This window comes from Marinomonas sp. AWM4_232 (assembly GCF_056158325.1).
In genome coordinates this window covers 1,805,001-1,822,128 of the sequence record NZ_JBSWTA010000001.1, presented here as the reverse complement: position 1 = coordinate 1,822,128, position 17,128 = coordinate 1,805,001, and the positions used below count along the sequence as shown (strand labels likewise).

Here is a 17,128-nt window from a genome sequence, read left to right as displayed (position 1 = left end):
TTCAATTAGATGATGGTTGCGCACCCTTCTGCGCCAACTTGGCAGGAATCAGTATAAAGCGTTGACGCACTTCTTCTCCTTTAAGCAACGCCATGCCAATTTCTACCGCTTTTTCCGCCATCAGTTGTGGCCTTTGAATGGCGGTCGCTAACCAAATGTTTGGGTATTGAATGGTTTTGATGGCAAAGTTAGAACCATCAACAGAAGCTAATACAAACTCGTTTCTACCCGCTTGCTTAGCTGCCATCATAGCTCCGTAAGCGGTCGGGTCATTGATCGCGAAGACTGCGTCTAAATGGTCATACTCTTCCATTAGATAAGTCATCGCCTCCATACCGCCTTCGCGACTGCCGGTGCCGTTCAGTCGATCACTTAATAAGGTGATATTGGGGTAACGATTGATGGCAGATTTGCATCCAGCAACCCGCTCAAGCACCGATGACACTGACACACCGTTAATAATAACGAACTGCCCTTGGTAGCCAATTTCCTTGGCAAGTCTTTCACAGGCGACCATCCCCGCTTGAACGTTATCTGTGGTAATAGTGGCATCCGCACCGTGTGCGTTGACATCCACCGCGATCACCTTGATGCCTGCTCGCTGAGCCTTTGCCACTACCGGCGCAATCTTATATTCATCCGCTGCCGTCAGAATGATGAGATCAACTTTACGCTCAATAAAGTCATTAAGCTGACGCATCTGACGATTCAGGTCATAAGCATCCGAACGAACGATAACCTCCACCGGTACGCCTTCATTCAGCTCGTTCGCTTTGCGGGTAGCGGAATCCACCAGCTCCACAAAGAATGGATTACCAAGATCCGCCACGCTCATACCAATAGAACGTAGTGGCTGATCAACGACTGGCTGCGCAAACACTCCCCAAGAGGAGCAAATACAGGCAGCCGTGATCAAGGCGCGTTTAAGGCACGATGCCATCCATGCGCATGCAGAAAGCGGCAGCGCCACTTTTGCCTCATTACGCGCGTTTGATAAACATGCCATAGTCACTCCACTCAACCGATTCCGCCACACACTTTACTCAGTCGCCACTTTACGCAGCCGCTGAGCTATCGTCCACTTCCATCGCTCCCGTCATGATAGCGACGGCTTCAGACATAGTATGTGATTCGGGCGTAATGGTTGCCGCACACTTACCTAAGCGGTGAATGTGAATGCGATCTGCTACTTCAAATACGTGCGGCATGTTGTGACTGATTAAGATGATCGGTAAGCCACGGTCACGCACTTCTTTAATCAAGTTCAGTACACGACGAGATTCTTTCACACCGAGCGCGGCAGTTGGCTCATCCATAATCACCACTTTACTACCAAACAAAGCAGAACGCGCCACAGCAACACCTTGACGCTGACCACCAGAGAGAGACTCAACGGCCTGAGAGATGTTTTGAATGGTCATCAGACCGAGTTCTTTCATCTTCGCTTGAGCACGCTCTTCCATGGCTTTTTTGTCGAGCATACGGAAGACCGAACCCAAAATACCTGGCTTACGAAGCTCTCGTCCTAAAAACAAGTTATCCGCAATATTAAGTGCTGGCGATACGGCCAAATTCTGATACACGGTTTCAATACCAAGTTCACGAGCTTGCATTGGTGAGTTGAACTGAACTGGCTGACCATCCAATAAGATCTCACCTTCATCGGGTACCAAAGCCCCTGAAAGAGCTTTGATCAAGGACGACTTGCCAGCCCCGTTATCACCAATTACCGCTAGGATTTCCCCAGGGTATAGTGTTAAATCGGCATGATCGATGGCAGTCACGCTACCGTAGCGTTTTACTAAACCACGAGCTTGTAATACGGGTTGTTGATCGTAATGTGCTGTCATTATGCTGTCCCCTTACGAATCCACTGGTCGACACCAACGGCGACGATAATCAAGATACCTACGGTGAACTCCTGCCAAAGCACATCAACTCCAGCGAGCGCCAAACCGTTTCGGAATACCCCCACCACGAGCGCTCCGATCAGCGTGCCATAAATAGAGCCCCGCCCACCAAATAGACTACACCCGCCGATCACCACGGCCGTAATACTATCAAGGTTAGTGGTGTAACCCGCTTGCGGTGATACTGAACCGATACGGCCGATCAACACCCAAGCACCTATTGCACATACCACGCCCGCTAACACATAGACAGACAATAGAATGCGATCGGTACGAATACCTGCCAACTTAGCTGCAGCAGGGTCATCCCCCGTGGCATACACATGACGCCCCCAAGCAGTCCAATTTAAGGCGTACCAAATCAGGAAGAATAAGGCCAACATCAAGAGTGAACCATAAGTCAGCCGTGCACCGAAGAATGAAATCGTTTCCCCTAACCATTGCAACAGTGGCGCGTTATTGGCGATGTCTTGTGAACGAATGGTCTCACTTTTTGAGTACCAAAGGTTCAATGCAAAAAACACGTTCCAAGAGCCTAGGGTGGCAATGAATGGTGGCAACTTAAAGCGGGTAATCAAGGTACCGTTAATCCAACCTGCCAAGGCACCAACACTGATACCTATCAGCAAGGCAAAGCCCGCATCCAGCCCGTGGTCAATGGCCATACGCCCCATCACCACGGAGGCTAATACCATGATTGCCCCCACGGACAGGTCGATCCCCGCGGTCAAAATAATTAACGTCTGCGCCACGCCAATTACACCAATGATGGTCACTTGCTGTAGCACGAGGGATAAGTTGAATGGATGTAAGAAACGGTCTCCAACCAAAAGACTAAAACCAATAATGGCGCATACTAAGACGATGGTTGGCGCTGCGACCGGGTACTTATGAAGAAATTTCTGAAAGCGTGTCAGCGCACTGTCTTTGCTTTCGAAATTCGCTACATAGCTACCACTGCCAGCCTGATCTGCGACTTTATCGTGATCTAATACCGGTGCAGACGGTTTTGGGTTAGCAGAACTCATAGGATTAACTCCAAACAGAAGAACTGCCGCTGGCCAACTTTCAGCCAGCGGCGCAAGGGGAAAGTCCCTTTAAAGAAAAGTCTTTACTTGATTAGCCCCAGCACATCGCTAGGCCAGTTTTAGACGTAACGGAATCAACGCCTTTAGCAGGTTCGTCAGTAATGAGCTGAACCCCCGTGTCGTAGAAGTCTAGGCCGTCAGAAGCACTTGGACGTGAACCAGACTTCGCGAACTCAACGATCGCAGTGACACCTTCAGAGGCCATTTTTAGAGGGAATTGCATAGACGTCGCACCGATCACGCCATCTTTAATGTTGCGGACACCAGGGCAACCGCCGTCAACGGAGACAATCAGCACATCTTTTTCCATGCCGAATGATTTCAATGCTTCATACGCACCTGCAGCGGCAGGTTCGTTGATGGTGTACACCAAGTTCACACCAGGGTCTTTTTGCAATAGGTTTTCCATGGCACGGCGACCACCCTCTTCCGAGCCTTGGGTCACGTCGTTGCCAACGATGCGTGGGTCAGTTTCATCGCCCATTTGATTTGGATCGTTTAGATCAATACCGAAGCCTTTCAAGAAACCTTGGTTACGCGCCACGTCTACCGTAATTTGGCTTGTGCTCAGATCCAACAGTGCGATTTTGGCATCTTTCGCCTTATCGCCCATTTTCGCTTTGGCCCACATACCGATCATTTCACCGGCTTTGAAGTTATCCGTTGCAAACGTCATATCCGCCGCACTGGCTGGCGACAGCGGTGTATCCAATGCAATCACCAACAAGCCCGCTTCACGTGCTTTTTCGATGGTTGGTACAATACCTGCGGTGTCACTTGGTGTGATCAAGATACCCTTAGCACCGGATGCGATCAGGTTTTCAACAGCTTGTACTTGAGTTTCGTTATCGCCGTCGTAACGGCCAGCAAACGTACGCAACTCAACGCCTAGCTCAGCGGCTTTCTCTTGAGCGCCTTCTTTCATTTTAACGAAGAATGGGTTGGTGTTGGTCTTAGTGATCAGACCAATGATAGGAGTTTCCGCCATCGCAGCAGTGGATAGTGCGCCGGCAGCAACAAGACAAGCAAGTTTACGGTAGTTAAATTTCATGAGAATGACTCCAGTATTGTTTTTATTCTCGGCTAAGGCCGCTGAAACAGACAGTCACCGCTGTTTCTCATAACAATATGGTCGACGAAAACTAACGAAAAATTTCAACCAGTGTGCAAGGGCTGTAATATTTGTAATATTCTAGTTTTTGAACTGAAAAACTTCACTTAACTCATTAATAGTAAAAGGTTTTGAAAGAATTAAATCTTCTTTCATTAAGCCGTAACTTTCACTTAATTCTTGAATGGGCAGACCCGACATAAGCAACACTTGCCCTTGCCATGACGACACTCGCTTTAAGCTGTGAGCCAGCGCCACGCCGTGCAGGTCGCCAGCAAGATTAACATCCGACATCACGACATCTGGATGAAACGAACCTTGCAAGGCTTGCAAAACTGCTTCTGCACATTCAAATGTCTGTACAGTACAACCCAATTGCTGCAGCTGTTCACGCATAACGTGGCATACCTCAGGGTCGTCTTCCACCAGCCAAATGAGCGGTTCTTCGGGCACGACTAGAGTTGGTAAGCTTTCAAGGGTGGTTCGTTTGTTAAAGGCTCTCTCTTGCGCCATCAGAGGCAAGAACAAGCAGACTTTGGTCCAAGCTCCTTCTTCGGACGTCACTATGATCTCGCCACCACTTTGCTTCACAAAACCATAGATCATACTGAGCCCCAATCCACTGCCTTTGCCAACAGGTTTGGTGGTAAAGAAGGGTTCAAAAATACGCCCTAATACAGCTTCGGATATGCCTTTTCCAGTATCTTCTACTTTAATGCGTACCGCAGGAACATCTGAATCCGGCAGTTGAGTTAACTTAGTGGAGAAGCGTAGATAACCACCTCGGGACATAGCAGCGGCACTGTTTAAGGAAAGATTCAAGAGAGCATTTTCCAATTGCGAAGGGTCAATCAGACAATGTTCTTCGGGACAGTTCAGGTCAACTTCTACCGTAATATGATTGCCCACGCTGTACTCAACTAAGTCCAACATGCCTTCTATCAAATCATCGATATGCGTGGGTTCAGGAAACAATTGCTGTCTACGACTGAACGCCAATAAACGGTGCACTAAGTTACTGCTCTTTTCTGCTACCGCGAGGGATCGTTCAATGTAGCGAGCTTGATCCAGTGTTTTGGGCTCAGAATCCGACAGCATTTGTAAGTTCCCCATGATAGCTGCCAGTAGGTTGTTAAAGTCATGGGCAACCCCACCCGTTAGCTGCCCAAGCACCTCCATTTTCTGCGCCTGACGCAATTGGCTCTCGACACTTTTACGCTCCGTAAGATCCGTATAAAGGGTAACAAAGCCCCCTTCCGGCATGGGCTTTGACCTAAATTCGACGATCTTTCCTGAATCAAAGTGCCGCTCAAAACTTTGGCTACGATGGTGACGTGAGGCGTTGATTTCATCCATCTGCACCAGCTGATTTTCCATATTGAGGTTTTTATGGGAGCTTTGCGTAATCAACGCTTGCACATCGTCTATCGGCATACCGCGATACAATAGATTAGGCGGAATCTCAAACAAGCTCTCATAGCCCTTGTTCCACGCAATTAAAAGTCCCTGTCCCGAAAATACGCTTAAGCCATCGTTCATATTGTCAAAAATCGTTTCCAATAAACGCTTTTGCTCTGACAGCTCTGCTGACACTTCGATACGACGAATAGCATCTCGGCGGAACACTTCAAAGGCATTGGCTAAGGTGCCGATTTCATCATTACGACGTACCTGCGGGCGGCGAGAGTCCACTTGCCCAAGGGACAGTTCTTTCATGTCATGGGTCACGGCTTCCAAGTCCTTTGTCATGCGCCGGCTTGAAACGTACAGATACCCTAGACCTAAGACAAGAAATAGCGAAATCCCTGCCAACCAACGCTGTCCTTTCGCTACAACCTCGCTTACTTCAATACGTTGACGAGACACTTGTTTCTGCAGCATGCCGACAAAGTCACTGACTTGCGCACTTAATTGCTCAGACTTCGCACGCAATGAGATCAACAAATAGATTTTCCGCTCTTGAATATCATTCAGACGCTGCTGCGCCTTGAGCAATTCAGTGGCGATCTTCTTTGTCTGCGGTTCAGCATTCAAGAGGTTCAGCTCATGAGTTAGCTGTAATGCCACATCTCCTGGCTGTTCAATTAGACTCAGCAACCAGACTAGCACCTGTTTTTGGTGCACCTCTGCTAAGCTACTTTCTGTGGTAATGAGCTGGCGAATCGCAAACTGCTGCGCCAAGCTGTCTTCTCGGATATACAACTCTTCGTGCACCAGATCGACAAGCTCTGCCAGAGTGGCATCAAAGCTTCCTAAACGCGTCTCAATCTGCGCCCGAAACTCGGTGTCATTTAAGCTATCCGCCACGCTGCGCAAATCGGTGATTCGCCGCGTTAAACGCTCGGACTCTGTTTGCAGTTGAAAGGGACGGGCTGAACCGGCTGTGTAAGGTGCGGCTGCCGCCAGTTGCGCCACACTTTCGGCTAACGTCAAGGCAGTACTGATTTCTGGTAGTGTTTGCGCTTCAAAGTCTGAAAGTGATGACTCACTTACTCGCATCGACTGCCAGCCAATTAACACCATACAAAAAGCCACCACACTGATGGCAAAGATGATGATCGAGGCTTTTTGTCGGATGCTAACTTGTCGCATTAGCTCACACTCTTGGCCACTGGACCATTAAATAAATAGCCCAGGCCACGCTGTGTTTTGATAAATTCCGGTGCTTTGGGGTTGGCTTCCAACTTACGACGTAAGCGTAGAATTAATACGTCGACGGTGCGATCAAACACTTCTGTCTCCAGCCCACGACTTAAATCGATAATTTGTTCTCGCGTCAGAACGCGGTCCGGGCGCGTGGCAAGTGTTTCGAGTAAAGAAAACTCTCCTAAAGTAAGAATCACCTCTTCTCCCTTTTGATCACGGAGCTGTCGCGAGGTCAGGTCTAATGTCCACTTACCGAAATAGAGACAGTCATGATCCGTATTGATCGGCTGTGTTGGTGCTTGGCGGGCACTGCGTCGCAACAGTGCATGAATGCGAGCTGTCAGCTCTCGTAAATTGAACGGCTTCATCATGTAGTCATCCGCTGCCAACTCTAGGCCAAGGATTCTATCGGTTTCATCCCCTTTACCAGTTAGCATCATAATCGGCATGTCATGAAAGCGTTCTCGCACTTCCCTAGCTAGCTGAAGCCCATCTTCCTCCTGTAGGTATAAATCCATTAGCACTAAATCAACAGGCTGCTTTTCCAAGCAACGCCACATATGCTCGCCATTTTGCGCATCCAATGCTTGATAGCCTTTTTGAGCTAACGCATCGCATAGCAAGTGTCGAATATCTGGCTCATCATCAACGATTAACAGGGTTTTCTTACCGAGTTCGTTCATGCCGTTCTCTATCCTTATATTTTTTATTAATTTAGCGGAGGCGGTATGTGCTAGAAGATCTTTATCATGCTTTTGTTAACACACCATTAACAATGTCTGAAAGCTTCTATGCCCTCTCCGCTTCTGCCTTATATATCCTGAAAGTTAAAACAAATATCGTTATTATGTGAGCATCGTTACAGGGGAATCACATGACGACTGTTTTACCTATTTACTCTACCATCCCAGCGCTGCAATCACAGTTAAATCAGCACCATGAAGCCATTTTAGAAGCAGCGCCTGGGGCAGGTAAAACCACAGCCGTGCCACTTGCTTTTCTGGATGCGAATTGGCTTGGTCAGCGCAAAATCGTCATGCTCGAACCGCGTCGCCTTGCCGCTAAGTCAGCCGCTAAGCGTCTAGCAGACCAGCTGGGCGAACCCTTAGGTCAACGTGTTGGCTACCAGATCCGCCAAGAAGGCAAACAAAGCGCTAATACTCAAATCTTAGTCGTGACAGAGGGAATTCTCACCCGTATGTTGCAAGATGATCCGAGCTTAGATGACATCGCATTAATCATTTTTGATGAATTTCATGAGCGCAATTTACACTCTGATCTCGCCTTTGCTTTGAGTCTACAAGCGCGTGAATTGTTTCGTGAAGATGATCCCCTTAAACTCTTAGTCATGTCCGCGACACTGGATAGCGAACGCTTAACGGAACTGCTGCATTGCGAGCCTATTATTTGTGAGGGGCGACAATTTCCGATTACCATGCGTTACGCCAACCTATCATTGAAACAGCAAGACGTAGCTCTGCAAATTGCCAAGCAGGTTCAACAAGCGTTGCGCGAAGAAGACGGATCGATTCTCGTGTTTTTGGCAGGTCAACGCGAAATCAGGACAGTACAAAACCTGTTAGAAAATCAACTACCCAATAATACCGAGCTGCTGTCTCTCTACGGCGATATGAGCATGGCAGAGCAGGAAAAGGTCATTGCTCCCGCTCCAGAAGGACGAAGAAAAGTGGTGCTCGCAACCAGTATCGCCCAGACCAGTTTAACCATCGAAGGCATTCGTGTTGTGATTGATTCCGGTCTCTCCCGCGAAGCCCGTTTTGATGCCAAAACCGCCACCACACGTTTGCATACTCGTCGTGCTTCTCAAGCTGAAACCATTCAACGGGCGGGGCGTGCGGGACGCTTGCAAGCAGGCGTCTGTTATCGTTGGTGGTCTGAAGAGCAACAGCATCGCCTAGCAGCTCATAACGCACCACAGATCGAGCTAGAAGATCTGAGTCATTTAGTGATGGATGTGACTCGTTGGGGTGTACAAGAGCGTGAAGAGTTAGATTGGATCAGCTTGCCGCCATTAGCCCATTGGCAACAGGCAAAAAGCTTGTTAACACATTTAGGATTGCTGGAAACAAGCGACAGCCTCGCTCTGACCGAGGATGGGGAAGCGGTGGCAAATATGCCTTTACCACCGCGTTTAGCGCGCCTGCTGCTCGAAGCGAGCCGGCATGGGGAAGCACAATCGGCCTTAGAAGCGGCCGCGTTACTTTACGAAGGTGTATCGAAACAACACCAAGACTCCAGCCTACACAACGCTATTACCTATGCGACCAAAGGCAAAGCTTGGCGACGCTCAATCAACGCTTTGCAGCGACACTTGCCTATTAATAATTCCGATAGATCATTCTCTTTAGCCGCCTGTTTGGCCACCGCCTTTCCTGATCGTATCGCGATACGTCAACGCCAACAGGGAGACGAAACCTTATTTAAGTTAAGCAATGGCCGACAAGCCCTGCTCGCTAACCATGATTCGAATGCTAATAGTGATTTTCTGATCGCGTTGGAGCTCGGTGGCCATGCGGAGCGGGATGCAGATTGGCTCTATCTCACCTGCCCTATTTCGTTGAACGAATTAGAACAAGCTCTGGCCGATCAAATTGAAATTATTGAACGCTGTGAATGGGATAGAGCCAGCGGTGGTTTGGTTGGTGCTGCAGAGACTTGGCTGGGCAAGCTAAAGCTCAAGCAGGAGCGCCTTAATCATTTACCAGCCAGCGCCGTAACCATGGCAACTTGTCACTATATCCGCCAACAAGGCTTACACGTGTTAAATTGGGACGAAGACAGCCTAGCCCTTCGTGCTCGTATTCAATTTGCCCATCGACACCTTGATCCATCAATGCCTGATGCGTCGGACGAGTGTTTGTTAGAACGTTTAGAAGATTGGCTAGGGCCTTTTTTAACGGGTGTGAAGCGCATTCAGCAGTTAGAGAAGCTTTCTCTGCTTGACCCTTTAATGGCGTTACTAAATTGGCCACAACAACAAAGCTTACAGACATTACCGATTCGTATTCCCGTGGCATCCGGCTCAAATATAAAAGTGGATTACCAAGGCGAGCAGCCTGTCATTCGCGTTAAACTACAAGAGATGTTTGGCGAAACGCAAAGCCCTATGATCGCAGGGCAGACGGTAAAAATTGAACTGCTTTCGCCTGCTCAACGCCCTTTGGCTGTAACCATGGACTTAGCCTTTTTCTGGCAAGAAGCCTACCCAGACGTACGTAAAGAAATGCGAGGGAGATACCCTAAGCATCCTTGGCCAGAAGACCCGTTAACCGCGGAAGCCACAGCAAAAACCAACCGAGCCTTACGTAACTCGTAAGGCTCGAAATCCACAACACCATGTCAGCGTATCGTCAATCAAATGAAAATTTTATTTAAACCCTCTTTCACCCAATAGACCCACTCTTACATAATTCTGCTTGGTTTATTTTAGCCAAAGATCAATTTAATCAATAACAGAGAAAGGACTTCTCATGTCTTCTTTTGCTCGCCCAATCATTAAAGCAATGTTCAGCCACCCCAAACTCACTATGGGAAGCGCTCTGATTTTATTGGTACTTTGGTTATCGTCCGCAGTATATGGAGATGAAGGAATGGGACTGTTCAAAAAGAAAGAGGCAGGGTGCGTGTTCTCGGGCTTTGAAGGCCAGCTGCTCTATGAAGGAGAGCCAGCGGCTGATGCCGTATTGATACGAAAATATGAGCTGTTTGGCCGAAAGGGTGAAGACAAAACCATCGCAGATGCGACGGGAAACTTTGAATTCGACTCTGTTTTTTGGGAATTCACTGAACCATTCTTAACACCAACGGGCTTCTTAGTTCATCAACAGATATTTGTTCAGTATCAAAATACCGAGACTCAGATATGGGGTGGAGCTAAAGGCAAGACACACGAATTCTCAGAGTTCAATGGCGAGCCGACAGATCTTATTTGTGAGTTAACCAATAAGCCTAAAAGAGTTGATATTGAGGAATACGGATTTATTGCGACACGCTGCGTATGGAAAAACTAATAGAAGGAATTTGTCGTGCAAACTATTACACCAGAGTTAGCCGCTCAATTAGCAGATAACGTATATCGCATAACTAACGACTTTGAAGCTGAGGGATTCCTTCAAAGGAAAGAGTTTTCAAATGAGGTGTCGGATAAAGCAGCACTAACAGCCGATGTTGGATCTCGACTCATCCAAGTTTCAGATGGTTTTGGTATCTGCGCACGCGGTGCAGGAGATTACAAAAATGATGCCTTTATTATTTTTCGCGGCACCACTTCTCGCAATTATGGCGCAGACTGGCTAACCGATGCTTATTGTGGCGTAAATATTAATGATGCTCTGCTGCTAATACAGAAAATAATGCGGGCGCTGGGCATGAAGATCGCAGAAACAGCGCAAGAGCTCACTCAGCAGATGATTAAATTAGTTCTAACTAGATTACTAAGCAAACTCTATAACGAAGCTCGCAGGGCCTTAAAAGATCTGGCTGATTAACCAATTTAGATGAAGGAATATAGATATTTTCGCTCTTCTGCTAAGTAGTGTGTACCAATTTTCCACTCTTATCTTTTCAGTTGCGATGTTTGGCGTAGCAAAAGCTGCGCTAAATCATCGAGACCAGGCTCCCAAACCTGTTGAGAGACTTTTTGTTTCTATTATTTTTTTAGGGTTCTATGGCTGCCTTCTGCCGCTCACTATTCTCTCAGTCATAGGCTATTTTGTTTATGAGCATTTCTTTGGCATGCGCAACATCAACTATTGGCTCAACTTGATCCCCTTAGCGCTAATCTTCACCCATTTCATTGGCTCAGCTTTGCTTATCTCTCTTTTCAGAAAACGAAAGTAAATGCCCACATCACTAGGTCAATAAACTGTTTAATCCTTGCTGGGTTAGCTTACGGCTAAAGCTCGTATTTTTTGCGTGGGTTGGACACCAGCCCATGATAAAACGATGGAAGTCAGCCCACGCCACAGGAAATAATCGATACCATTCTTGTGTCACGGATTCAGCCAAGTTTGGTGACTCTCCTCGTGCAATAAGGCAACGGGCTAATTCACTAAAGTAGACATCGAGCAAATACTCTAAGTCTTCCTCAAGCTGAGCTTCGCTTAAACAACTGCCTAAGAAATACGCCACATCTTGCACACCTATACCGCGGCCCACGTATTGGAAATCAACGGCGGCGACACTTGATGCATCTTCTGTAAAGCAAAAATTGGCTACTTTTGCATCACCATGTACGAGCGTTTGATACGGGCAGGTTCTAAGAGCATTATCGAGCTGCTGCGCGCACTCTTTTAACTGGCCTTCTGCCATGGCTTGCCATTCATCTGGACGAGTTGCTAAATGCCAATAGGTGCCTTGGGGCCAAAGCCCTTTGGGCCAATCTTTATTAGGGGCGACCACTAAGTAATGGGCATGAAGGCTAGCTAACCAATGTAATACAGGATTGACTTGATGAGATTCAAGAGAAGCACAGCGCACATGAAAGCCACTAGCATCAAGGTCTTCTAACAATAAATAAACCACAGACTCTTGCGCAAAGCTGGCAAGATACCGTGGTACGCGTGTTGAATCAGTAGTGACTTGTGACCAGTTTGCATACCACTCTAACTCTACCTGATAGGACATCACTTTGCGTTGATGGGCCAGGTCTGATTGCCAGCCTCGTGGGTGTTCTAGTGCTTTACTCCAATCGATGGCTTTTAAAATGACTGAGCTTTTCTTACCAGCAATGGTGACACTATAACGCGACAGATGACCATACCCACTCCAAAGAGATTGGACTTGTTCAAGGCATTGAACACGGTCCGCTTTCATTGCGCGCTTGATAAATAATTCAGGGGCTAGTGCAGACATCATTCACTCAAAATTCATAGGTTAGTCATAAAAAATTCACATAGGGATATTGGCGAAGCTCAAAGTTATCAACAAACCTAAAAGAAATGATACTTCAACTTCTTCAGAATTTTTGAGCAACTTGATTTTGTAAAACGCCAAGGCTCACCAGATCCTGTGAAACATACAAAGAGGCGATCATGAGATATTTATTCTGTTTATTAATTGTCGCAGTCCCCTTTTCTGTTAATGCTGAAAGTCAGCTTTATCATGTCGCCATCATCGATAGATTCTATCCGCCAATGGAGTCATTTCAGACAGATGAGGATAAAATTCTACATACCACTCTCTATGGACTTGTCGATATCGATCAAGACTATCGTAAAGAGACACTTTATCATGGAGACATCGTTCAATTAATTGCCAACGATCCAAATATTGTGTTCTTGCGCTACCCGCTGACAGGCCAAGACACTCCCATGCGCGAGATCTTACAAGCTCTAACTAGCATTAATGACCGCTTCGCCTTTGCTCCAATCGATTCATTGGTTTTATCTTGGGAATCATCCACCTTAGTCAGCGCATTTGAGGATCCCCTCAGGCTAGAACACAGGGAACAATACATCGAAACCATTCGTACTTGGGGAGAAGAGTTTCCTGCTTGGAAGGACACCTATAATGTCATTCGGGCAATGGAGAAGCTTGCTTCAAAGGGTGCTCAAGTTTTCACAATTTCAGGAAACAGCGGGCCTCGCACCATCAACACTCTTTCACTTGCAAAAGGAGTGACCACGGTTGGGGCGATAGAACCCGAGCTTAGCTATTTTATTGCAGACAATGTCTTTGTGGATACTTACGAACAAGCAGCTTACTCACTTAAGCGTATTGATGACCAACTCGGTAATTCATTGGGATATGATCTTGATGGTGATGGCTGTTCTGATATCCCTTTAAGCTCTTTAACGAGTCAGTCTATTAATGATTTACCCGAAGTATTATGGCCACCTCTTAAAGGTAGCTCATTTGCAGCCCCCATGGCACTCAAAAAAACGTTAATAAAAGATCCTTGGAATTGCTATGAATCCTTTGCAGTAACTTCATTAGAGCTAAATCAAATAAATTAATAAGAGGGACTTAAAGCATAATTGTCTAATTTTTGTTCTGCTATGAATCGGTCTATACTTATTAATAATCTAGACATTGTCCTTTAGAGGCAAAGGTAATCGTATGAACATTAATAGCATTGGCGCTAACTATGTGAACAACTCGGCCACTCAATCAGTTAGCTCATCACAAGAAAGTCTTGCTAGTGGTAAACGCATTAATAATGCAGCGGATGATGCAGCAGGTCTACAAATTGCGAACCGCTTATCCAGCCAAATAGATGGTAATGGTCAGGCGATAGCAAACAGTATGTCAGGTATTTCAGTAACGCAAATTGCTCAAGGTGGACTTGATTCAATAACCAATGACTTGTCTTCTTTGCGTGAACTTGCAGTACAGGCAGGTAATGGCATTTACTCGGATTCCGATAGACAAGCCCTACAACAACAGGCCAACGCTTTACTTGAAAACATACAAAGCACTATCGATACCACTACTTTTGCAGGGCAGGAACTGCTTAACAATGATGGAGCTTTAGATTTTCAAGTAGGCTCTGATTCAGGCAACACTTTGACGGTTCCTACAAATGACCTTGGTACGTCGTTATCCGCAAATGGCTTATTTGCTTTTGATATCACAAATCAAAGCTCATTAGAAACAACGATTAGTGCCGTGGACAGTAGTATCGAGAGCGTAGATTCATTGGCTACGGAATACGGCACCGCTCAAAATGCATTCAGTAGCCGCATAGATGTCTTGCTTGAAGGTCAGGTGAATGAATCAGCAGCGCGATCTCGTATTGAAGATGCAGATTATGCAGGTACCGTCAGTACTCAGGTTATTAATGATATTTTAGAACGCTCTTCCATCGCAGTCCAAGCTCAAGCAAACGTTGATGCTGGGCGTGCTTTGAACTTGCTAAGTAACTAGCTCGGTTTAAGCAGGACAAGTTCACCTGTCTTAAAACCTCAATAGCATCCTACGGATGTCGCTGTCGGCAAATGACTCGTACGACCCGATTCTATCGGGGATAGAACCCCAGGGGTGATCAAGGCGAGGGATTTTCTTCAGACGTAAAAAAACCCTGACAGCTGAGCTATCAGGGCTTCTTTAAATTAAAAGCTTGACGACGACCTACTCTCACATGCTCATTTAAATTCAAGTAAAGCCCACACTACCATCGGCGATGGCGAGCGCCTGCGGCGTATAAAGAGCTACTTCTGAGTTCGGGATGGGATCAGGTGGTTCAATGGGACGGTACCGATGTCGCTGTCAGGAGACAGCTCGTACGACCTGATTCTATCGGGGATAGAACCCCAGGGGTGATCAAGGCGAGGGATTTTCTTCAGACGTAAAAAAACCCTGACAGCTGAACTATCAGGGCTTCTTAATTAAAAGCTTGACGACGACCTACTCTCACATGGGATCTCCCACACTACCATCGGCGATGGCGCTTTTCACTTCTGAGTTCGGGATGGGATCAGGTGGTTCAACGCCTCTATGATCGTCAAGCAAACGGGTTTGCGTTCGTTCTGATTCTGTTGATCAAAACACGCAAGTTCGTAAACTTGATATCTTTAACAATTAGACTTTGAAATAGTCGATAACCAAGGTCAAACCGTTGGTTTGTATCGTAAATTCTTTGTAGCTTAAAACCACTTTGGTGTTATATGGTCAAGCCTCACGAGCAATTAGTATTGGTTAGCTCAACGCCTCACAACGCTTACACACCCAACCTATCAACGTCCTAGTCTCGAACGGCTCTTTAGGGAACTCTAAGTTCCAGTGAGATCTTATCTTGAAGGAGGCTTCCCGCTTAGATGCTTTCAGCGGTTATCCCGTCCGAACGTAGCTACCCGGCAATGCCACTGGCGTGACAACCGGAACACCAGAGGTTCGTTCACTCCGGTCCTCTCGTACTAGGAGCAACTCTTCTCAAATCTCAAACGTCCACGGCAGATAGGGACCGAACTGTCTCACGACGTTCTAAACCCAGCTCGCGTACCACTTTAAATGGCGAACAGCCATACCCTTGGGACCGGCTTCAGCCCCAGGATGTGATGAGCCGACATCGAGGTGCCAAACACCGCCGTCGATGTGAACTCTTGGGCGGTATCAGCCTGTTATCCCCGGAGTACCTTTTATCCGTTGAGCGATGGCCCTTCCATACAGAACCACCGGATCACTAAGACCTACTTTCGTACCTGCTCGACGTGTCTGTCTCGCAGTTAAGCGCGCTTTTGCCTTTACACTCTTTGCATGATTTCCGACCATGCTGAGCGCACCTTCGTGCTCCTCCGTTACTCTTTGGGAGGAGACCGCCCCAGTCAAACTACCCACCACACAGTGTCCTCGATCCCGATTAGGGACCTGAGTTAGAACCTCAAACATACCAGGGTGGTATTTCAAGATTGGCTCCATGCAAACTGGCGTCTGCACTTCAAAGCCTCCCACCTATCCTACACAAGTAGGTTCAAAGTTCACTGTGAAGCTATAGTAAAGGTTCACGGGGTCTTTCCGTCTAGCCGCGGATACACAGCATCTTCACTGCGATTTCAATTTCACTGAGTCTCGGGTGGAGACAGTGTGGCCATCGTTACGCCATTCGTGCAGGTCGGAACTTACCCGACAAGGAATTTCGCTACCTTAGGACCGTTATAGTTACGGCCGCCGTTTACTTGGGCTTCGATCAAGAGCTTCGCTTACGCTAACCCCATCAATTAACCTTCAAGCACCGGGCAGGCGTCACACCCTATACGTCCACTTTCGTGTTTGCAGAGTGCTGTGTTTTTAATAAACAGTCGCAGCCACCTGGTATCTTCGACCGGTCAGAGCTTACGGAGTAAATCCTTCACCCTAACCGGCGCACCTTCTCCCGAAGTTACGGTGCCATTTTGCCTAGTTCCTTCACCCGAGTTCTCTCAAGCGCCTTGGTATTCTCTACCTGACCACCTGTGTCGGTTTGGGGTACGGTCAATGTATATCTGAAGCTTAGAAGTTTTTCCTGGAAGCATGGCATCAACCACTTCGTCCAAAAGAGGACTCGTCATCAGTTCTCGGCCTTAAGTACCCGGATTTGCCTAAGTACTCAGCCTACCGCCTTAAACACGGACAACCATCGCCGTGCTGGCCTAGCCTTCTCCGTCTCTCCATCGCAATATACATCGGTACGGGAATATTAACCCGTTTCCCATCGACTACGCTTTTCAGCCTCGCCTTAGGGGCCGACTCACCCTGCCCTGATTAGCATGGGACAGGAACCCTTGGTCTTCCGGCGAGGGAGGTTTTCACTCCCTTTATCGTTACTCATGTCAACATTCGCACTTCTGATACCTCCAGCCTGCTTTACAGCTTGACCTTCAACGGCTTACAGAACGCTCCTCTACCGCTCACACATAGTGTGAACCCGTAGCTTC

12 protein-coding genes and 2 rRNA genes (1 of these 14 running past the window's edge) are annotated in these 17,128 nt (G+C 47.3%); 5 read left to right on the top strand and 9 right to left on the bottom strand.

Annotated features, from left to right (window positions below):
• Nucleotide 1: 1 nt before the first annotated feature.
• The 6 genes from ACXAC1_RS08630 to ACXAC1_RS08605 form a co-directional block, all read right to left on the bottom strand.
• Complete coding sequence (locus ACXAC1_RS08630) at nucleotides 2–1,006, bottom strand: substrate-binding domain-containing protein (RefSeq protein WP_475060869.1); 1,005 nt, start codon at nucleotides 1,004–1,006, stop codon at nucleotides 2–4.
• Between the two features lie 49 nt (nucleotides 1,007–1,055).
• Entirely contained in the window at nucleotides 1,056–1,850 is a 795-nt protein-coding gene (locus tag ACXAC1_RS08625) for an ATP-binding cassette domain-containing protein (protein ID WP_475060866.1), read from the bottom strand.
• Nucleotides 1,850–2,938, bottom strand: a complete 1,089-nt coding sequence (locus ACXAC1_RS08620) for an ABC transporter permease (protein ID WP_475060863.1) — start codon at nucleotides 2,936–2,938, stop codon at nucleotides 1,850–1,852. Before ACXAC1_RS08620 ends, ACXAC1_RS08625 begins: the two co-directional genes overlap by 1 nt.
• Nucleotides 2,939–3,029: 91 nt before the next feature.
• Nucleotides 3,030–4,049 carry a substrate-binding domain-containing protein gene (locus ACXAC1_RS08615; protein ID WP_475060861.1) on the bottom strand — a complete coding sequence of 340 codons (1,020 nt, stop codon included), beginning with the start codon at nucleotides 4,047–4,049 and terminating at the stop codon, nucleotides 3,030–3,032.
• Between the two features lie 141 nt (nucleotides 4,050–4,190).
• On the bottom strand, nucleotides 4,191–6,701 hold the full coding sequence (locus ACXAC1_RS08610; RefSeq protein ID WP_475060858.1) for a PAS-domain containing protein: 2,511 nt from the start codon (nucleotides 6,699–6,701) through the stop codon (nucleotides 4,191–4,193).
• Entirely contained in the window at nucleotides 6,701–7,438 is a 738-nt protein-coding gene (locus ACXAC1_RS08605; protein ID WP_475060856.1) for a response regulator, read from the bottom strand. The genes ACXAC1_RS08610 and ACXAC1_RS08605 overlap by 1 nt, the downstream gene beginning before the upstream one ends.
• 191 nt (nucleotides 7,439–7,629) lie before the next feature.
• On the opposite strand from ACXAC1_RS08605, the gene hrpB reads away from it, so the two are divergent.
• The 3 genes from hrpB to ACXAC1_RS08590 all read left to right on the top strand — a co-directional run bounded on the left by hrpB (nucleotide 7,630) and on the right by ACXAC1_RS08590 (nucleotide 11,263).
• On the top strand, nucleotides 7,630–10,092 hold the full coding sequence (hrpB, locus tag ACXAC1_RS08600; RefSeq protein ID WP_475060852.1) for an ATP-dependent helicase HrpB: 2,463 nt from the start codon (nucleotides 7,630–7,632) through the stop codon (nucleotides 10,090–10,092).
• Nucleotides 10,093–10,246: 154 nt separating this feature from the next.
• A complete protein-coding gene (locus ACXAC1_RS08595) occupies nucleotides 10,247–10,786 on the top strand; it encodes a DUF6795 domain-containing protein (protein WP_475060850.1) in 540 nt (179 codons plus the stop codon).
• Nucleotides 10,787–10,801: 15 nt separating this feature from the next.
• Nucleotides 10,802–11,263, top strand: a complete 462-nt coding sequence (locus ACXAC1_RS08590) for a hypothetical protein (RefSeq protein WP_475060848.1) — start codon at nucleotides 10,802–10,804, stop codon at nucleotides 11,261–11,263.
• 364 nt (nucleotides 11,264–11,627) lie between these two features.
• Here the strand turns inward: ACXAC1_RS08590 and ACXAC1_RS08585 are convergent, their stop codons facing one another.
• Nucleotides 11,628–12,632 (bottom strand): phosphotransferase, encoded by a 1,005-nt coding sequence (locus ACXAC1_RS08585; protein WP_475060846.1) that lies wholly within the window; start codon nucleotides 12,630–12,632, stop codon nucleotides 11,628–11,630.
• Nucleotides 12,633–12,808: 176 nt separating this feature from the next.
• On the opposite strand from ACXAC1_RS08585, the gene ACXAC1_RS08580 reads away from it, so the two are divergent.
• Together ACXAC1_RS08580 and ACXAC1_RS08575 are read left to right on the top strand one after the other, a co-directional pair.
• The gene (locus ACXAC1_RS08580; RefSeq protein WP_475060843.1) at nucleotides 12,809–13,732 is read left to right on the top strand and encodes a hypothetical protein; all 924 of its coding nucleotides are present in this window, start codon (nucleotides 12,809–12,811) and stop codon (nucleotides 13,730–13,732) included.
• A gap of 103 nt (nucleotides 13,733–13,835) precedes the next feature.
• A complete protein-coding gene (locus tag ACXAC1_RS08575; RefSeq protein ID WP_475060841.1) occupies nucleotides 13,836–14,642 on the top strand; it encodes a flagellin N-terminal helical domain-containing protein in 807 nt (268 codons plus the stop codon).
• A gap of 467 nt (nucleotides 14,643–15,109) precedes the next feature.
• On the opposite strand, the gene rrf is transcribed toward ACXAC1_RS08575, so the two are convergent.
• Nucleotides 15,110–15,224, bottom strand: a 5S ribosomal RNA gene (gene rrf / locus ACXAC1_RS08570).
• A gap of 158 nt (nucleotides 15,225–15,382) precedes the next feature.
• A 23S ribosomal RNA gene (locus tag ACXAC1_RS08565) occupies nucleotides 15,383–17,128 on the bottom strand; it runs 1,140 nt beyond the window's last position.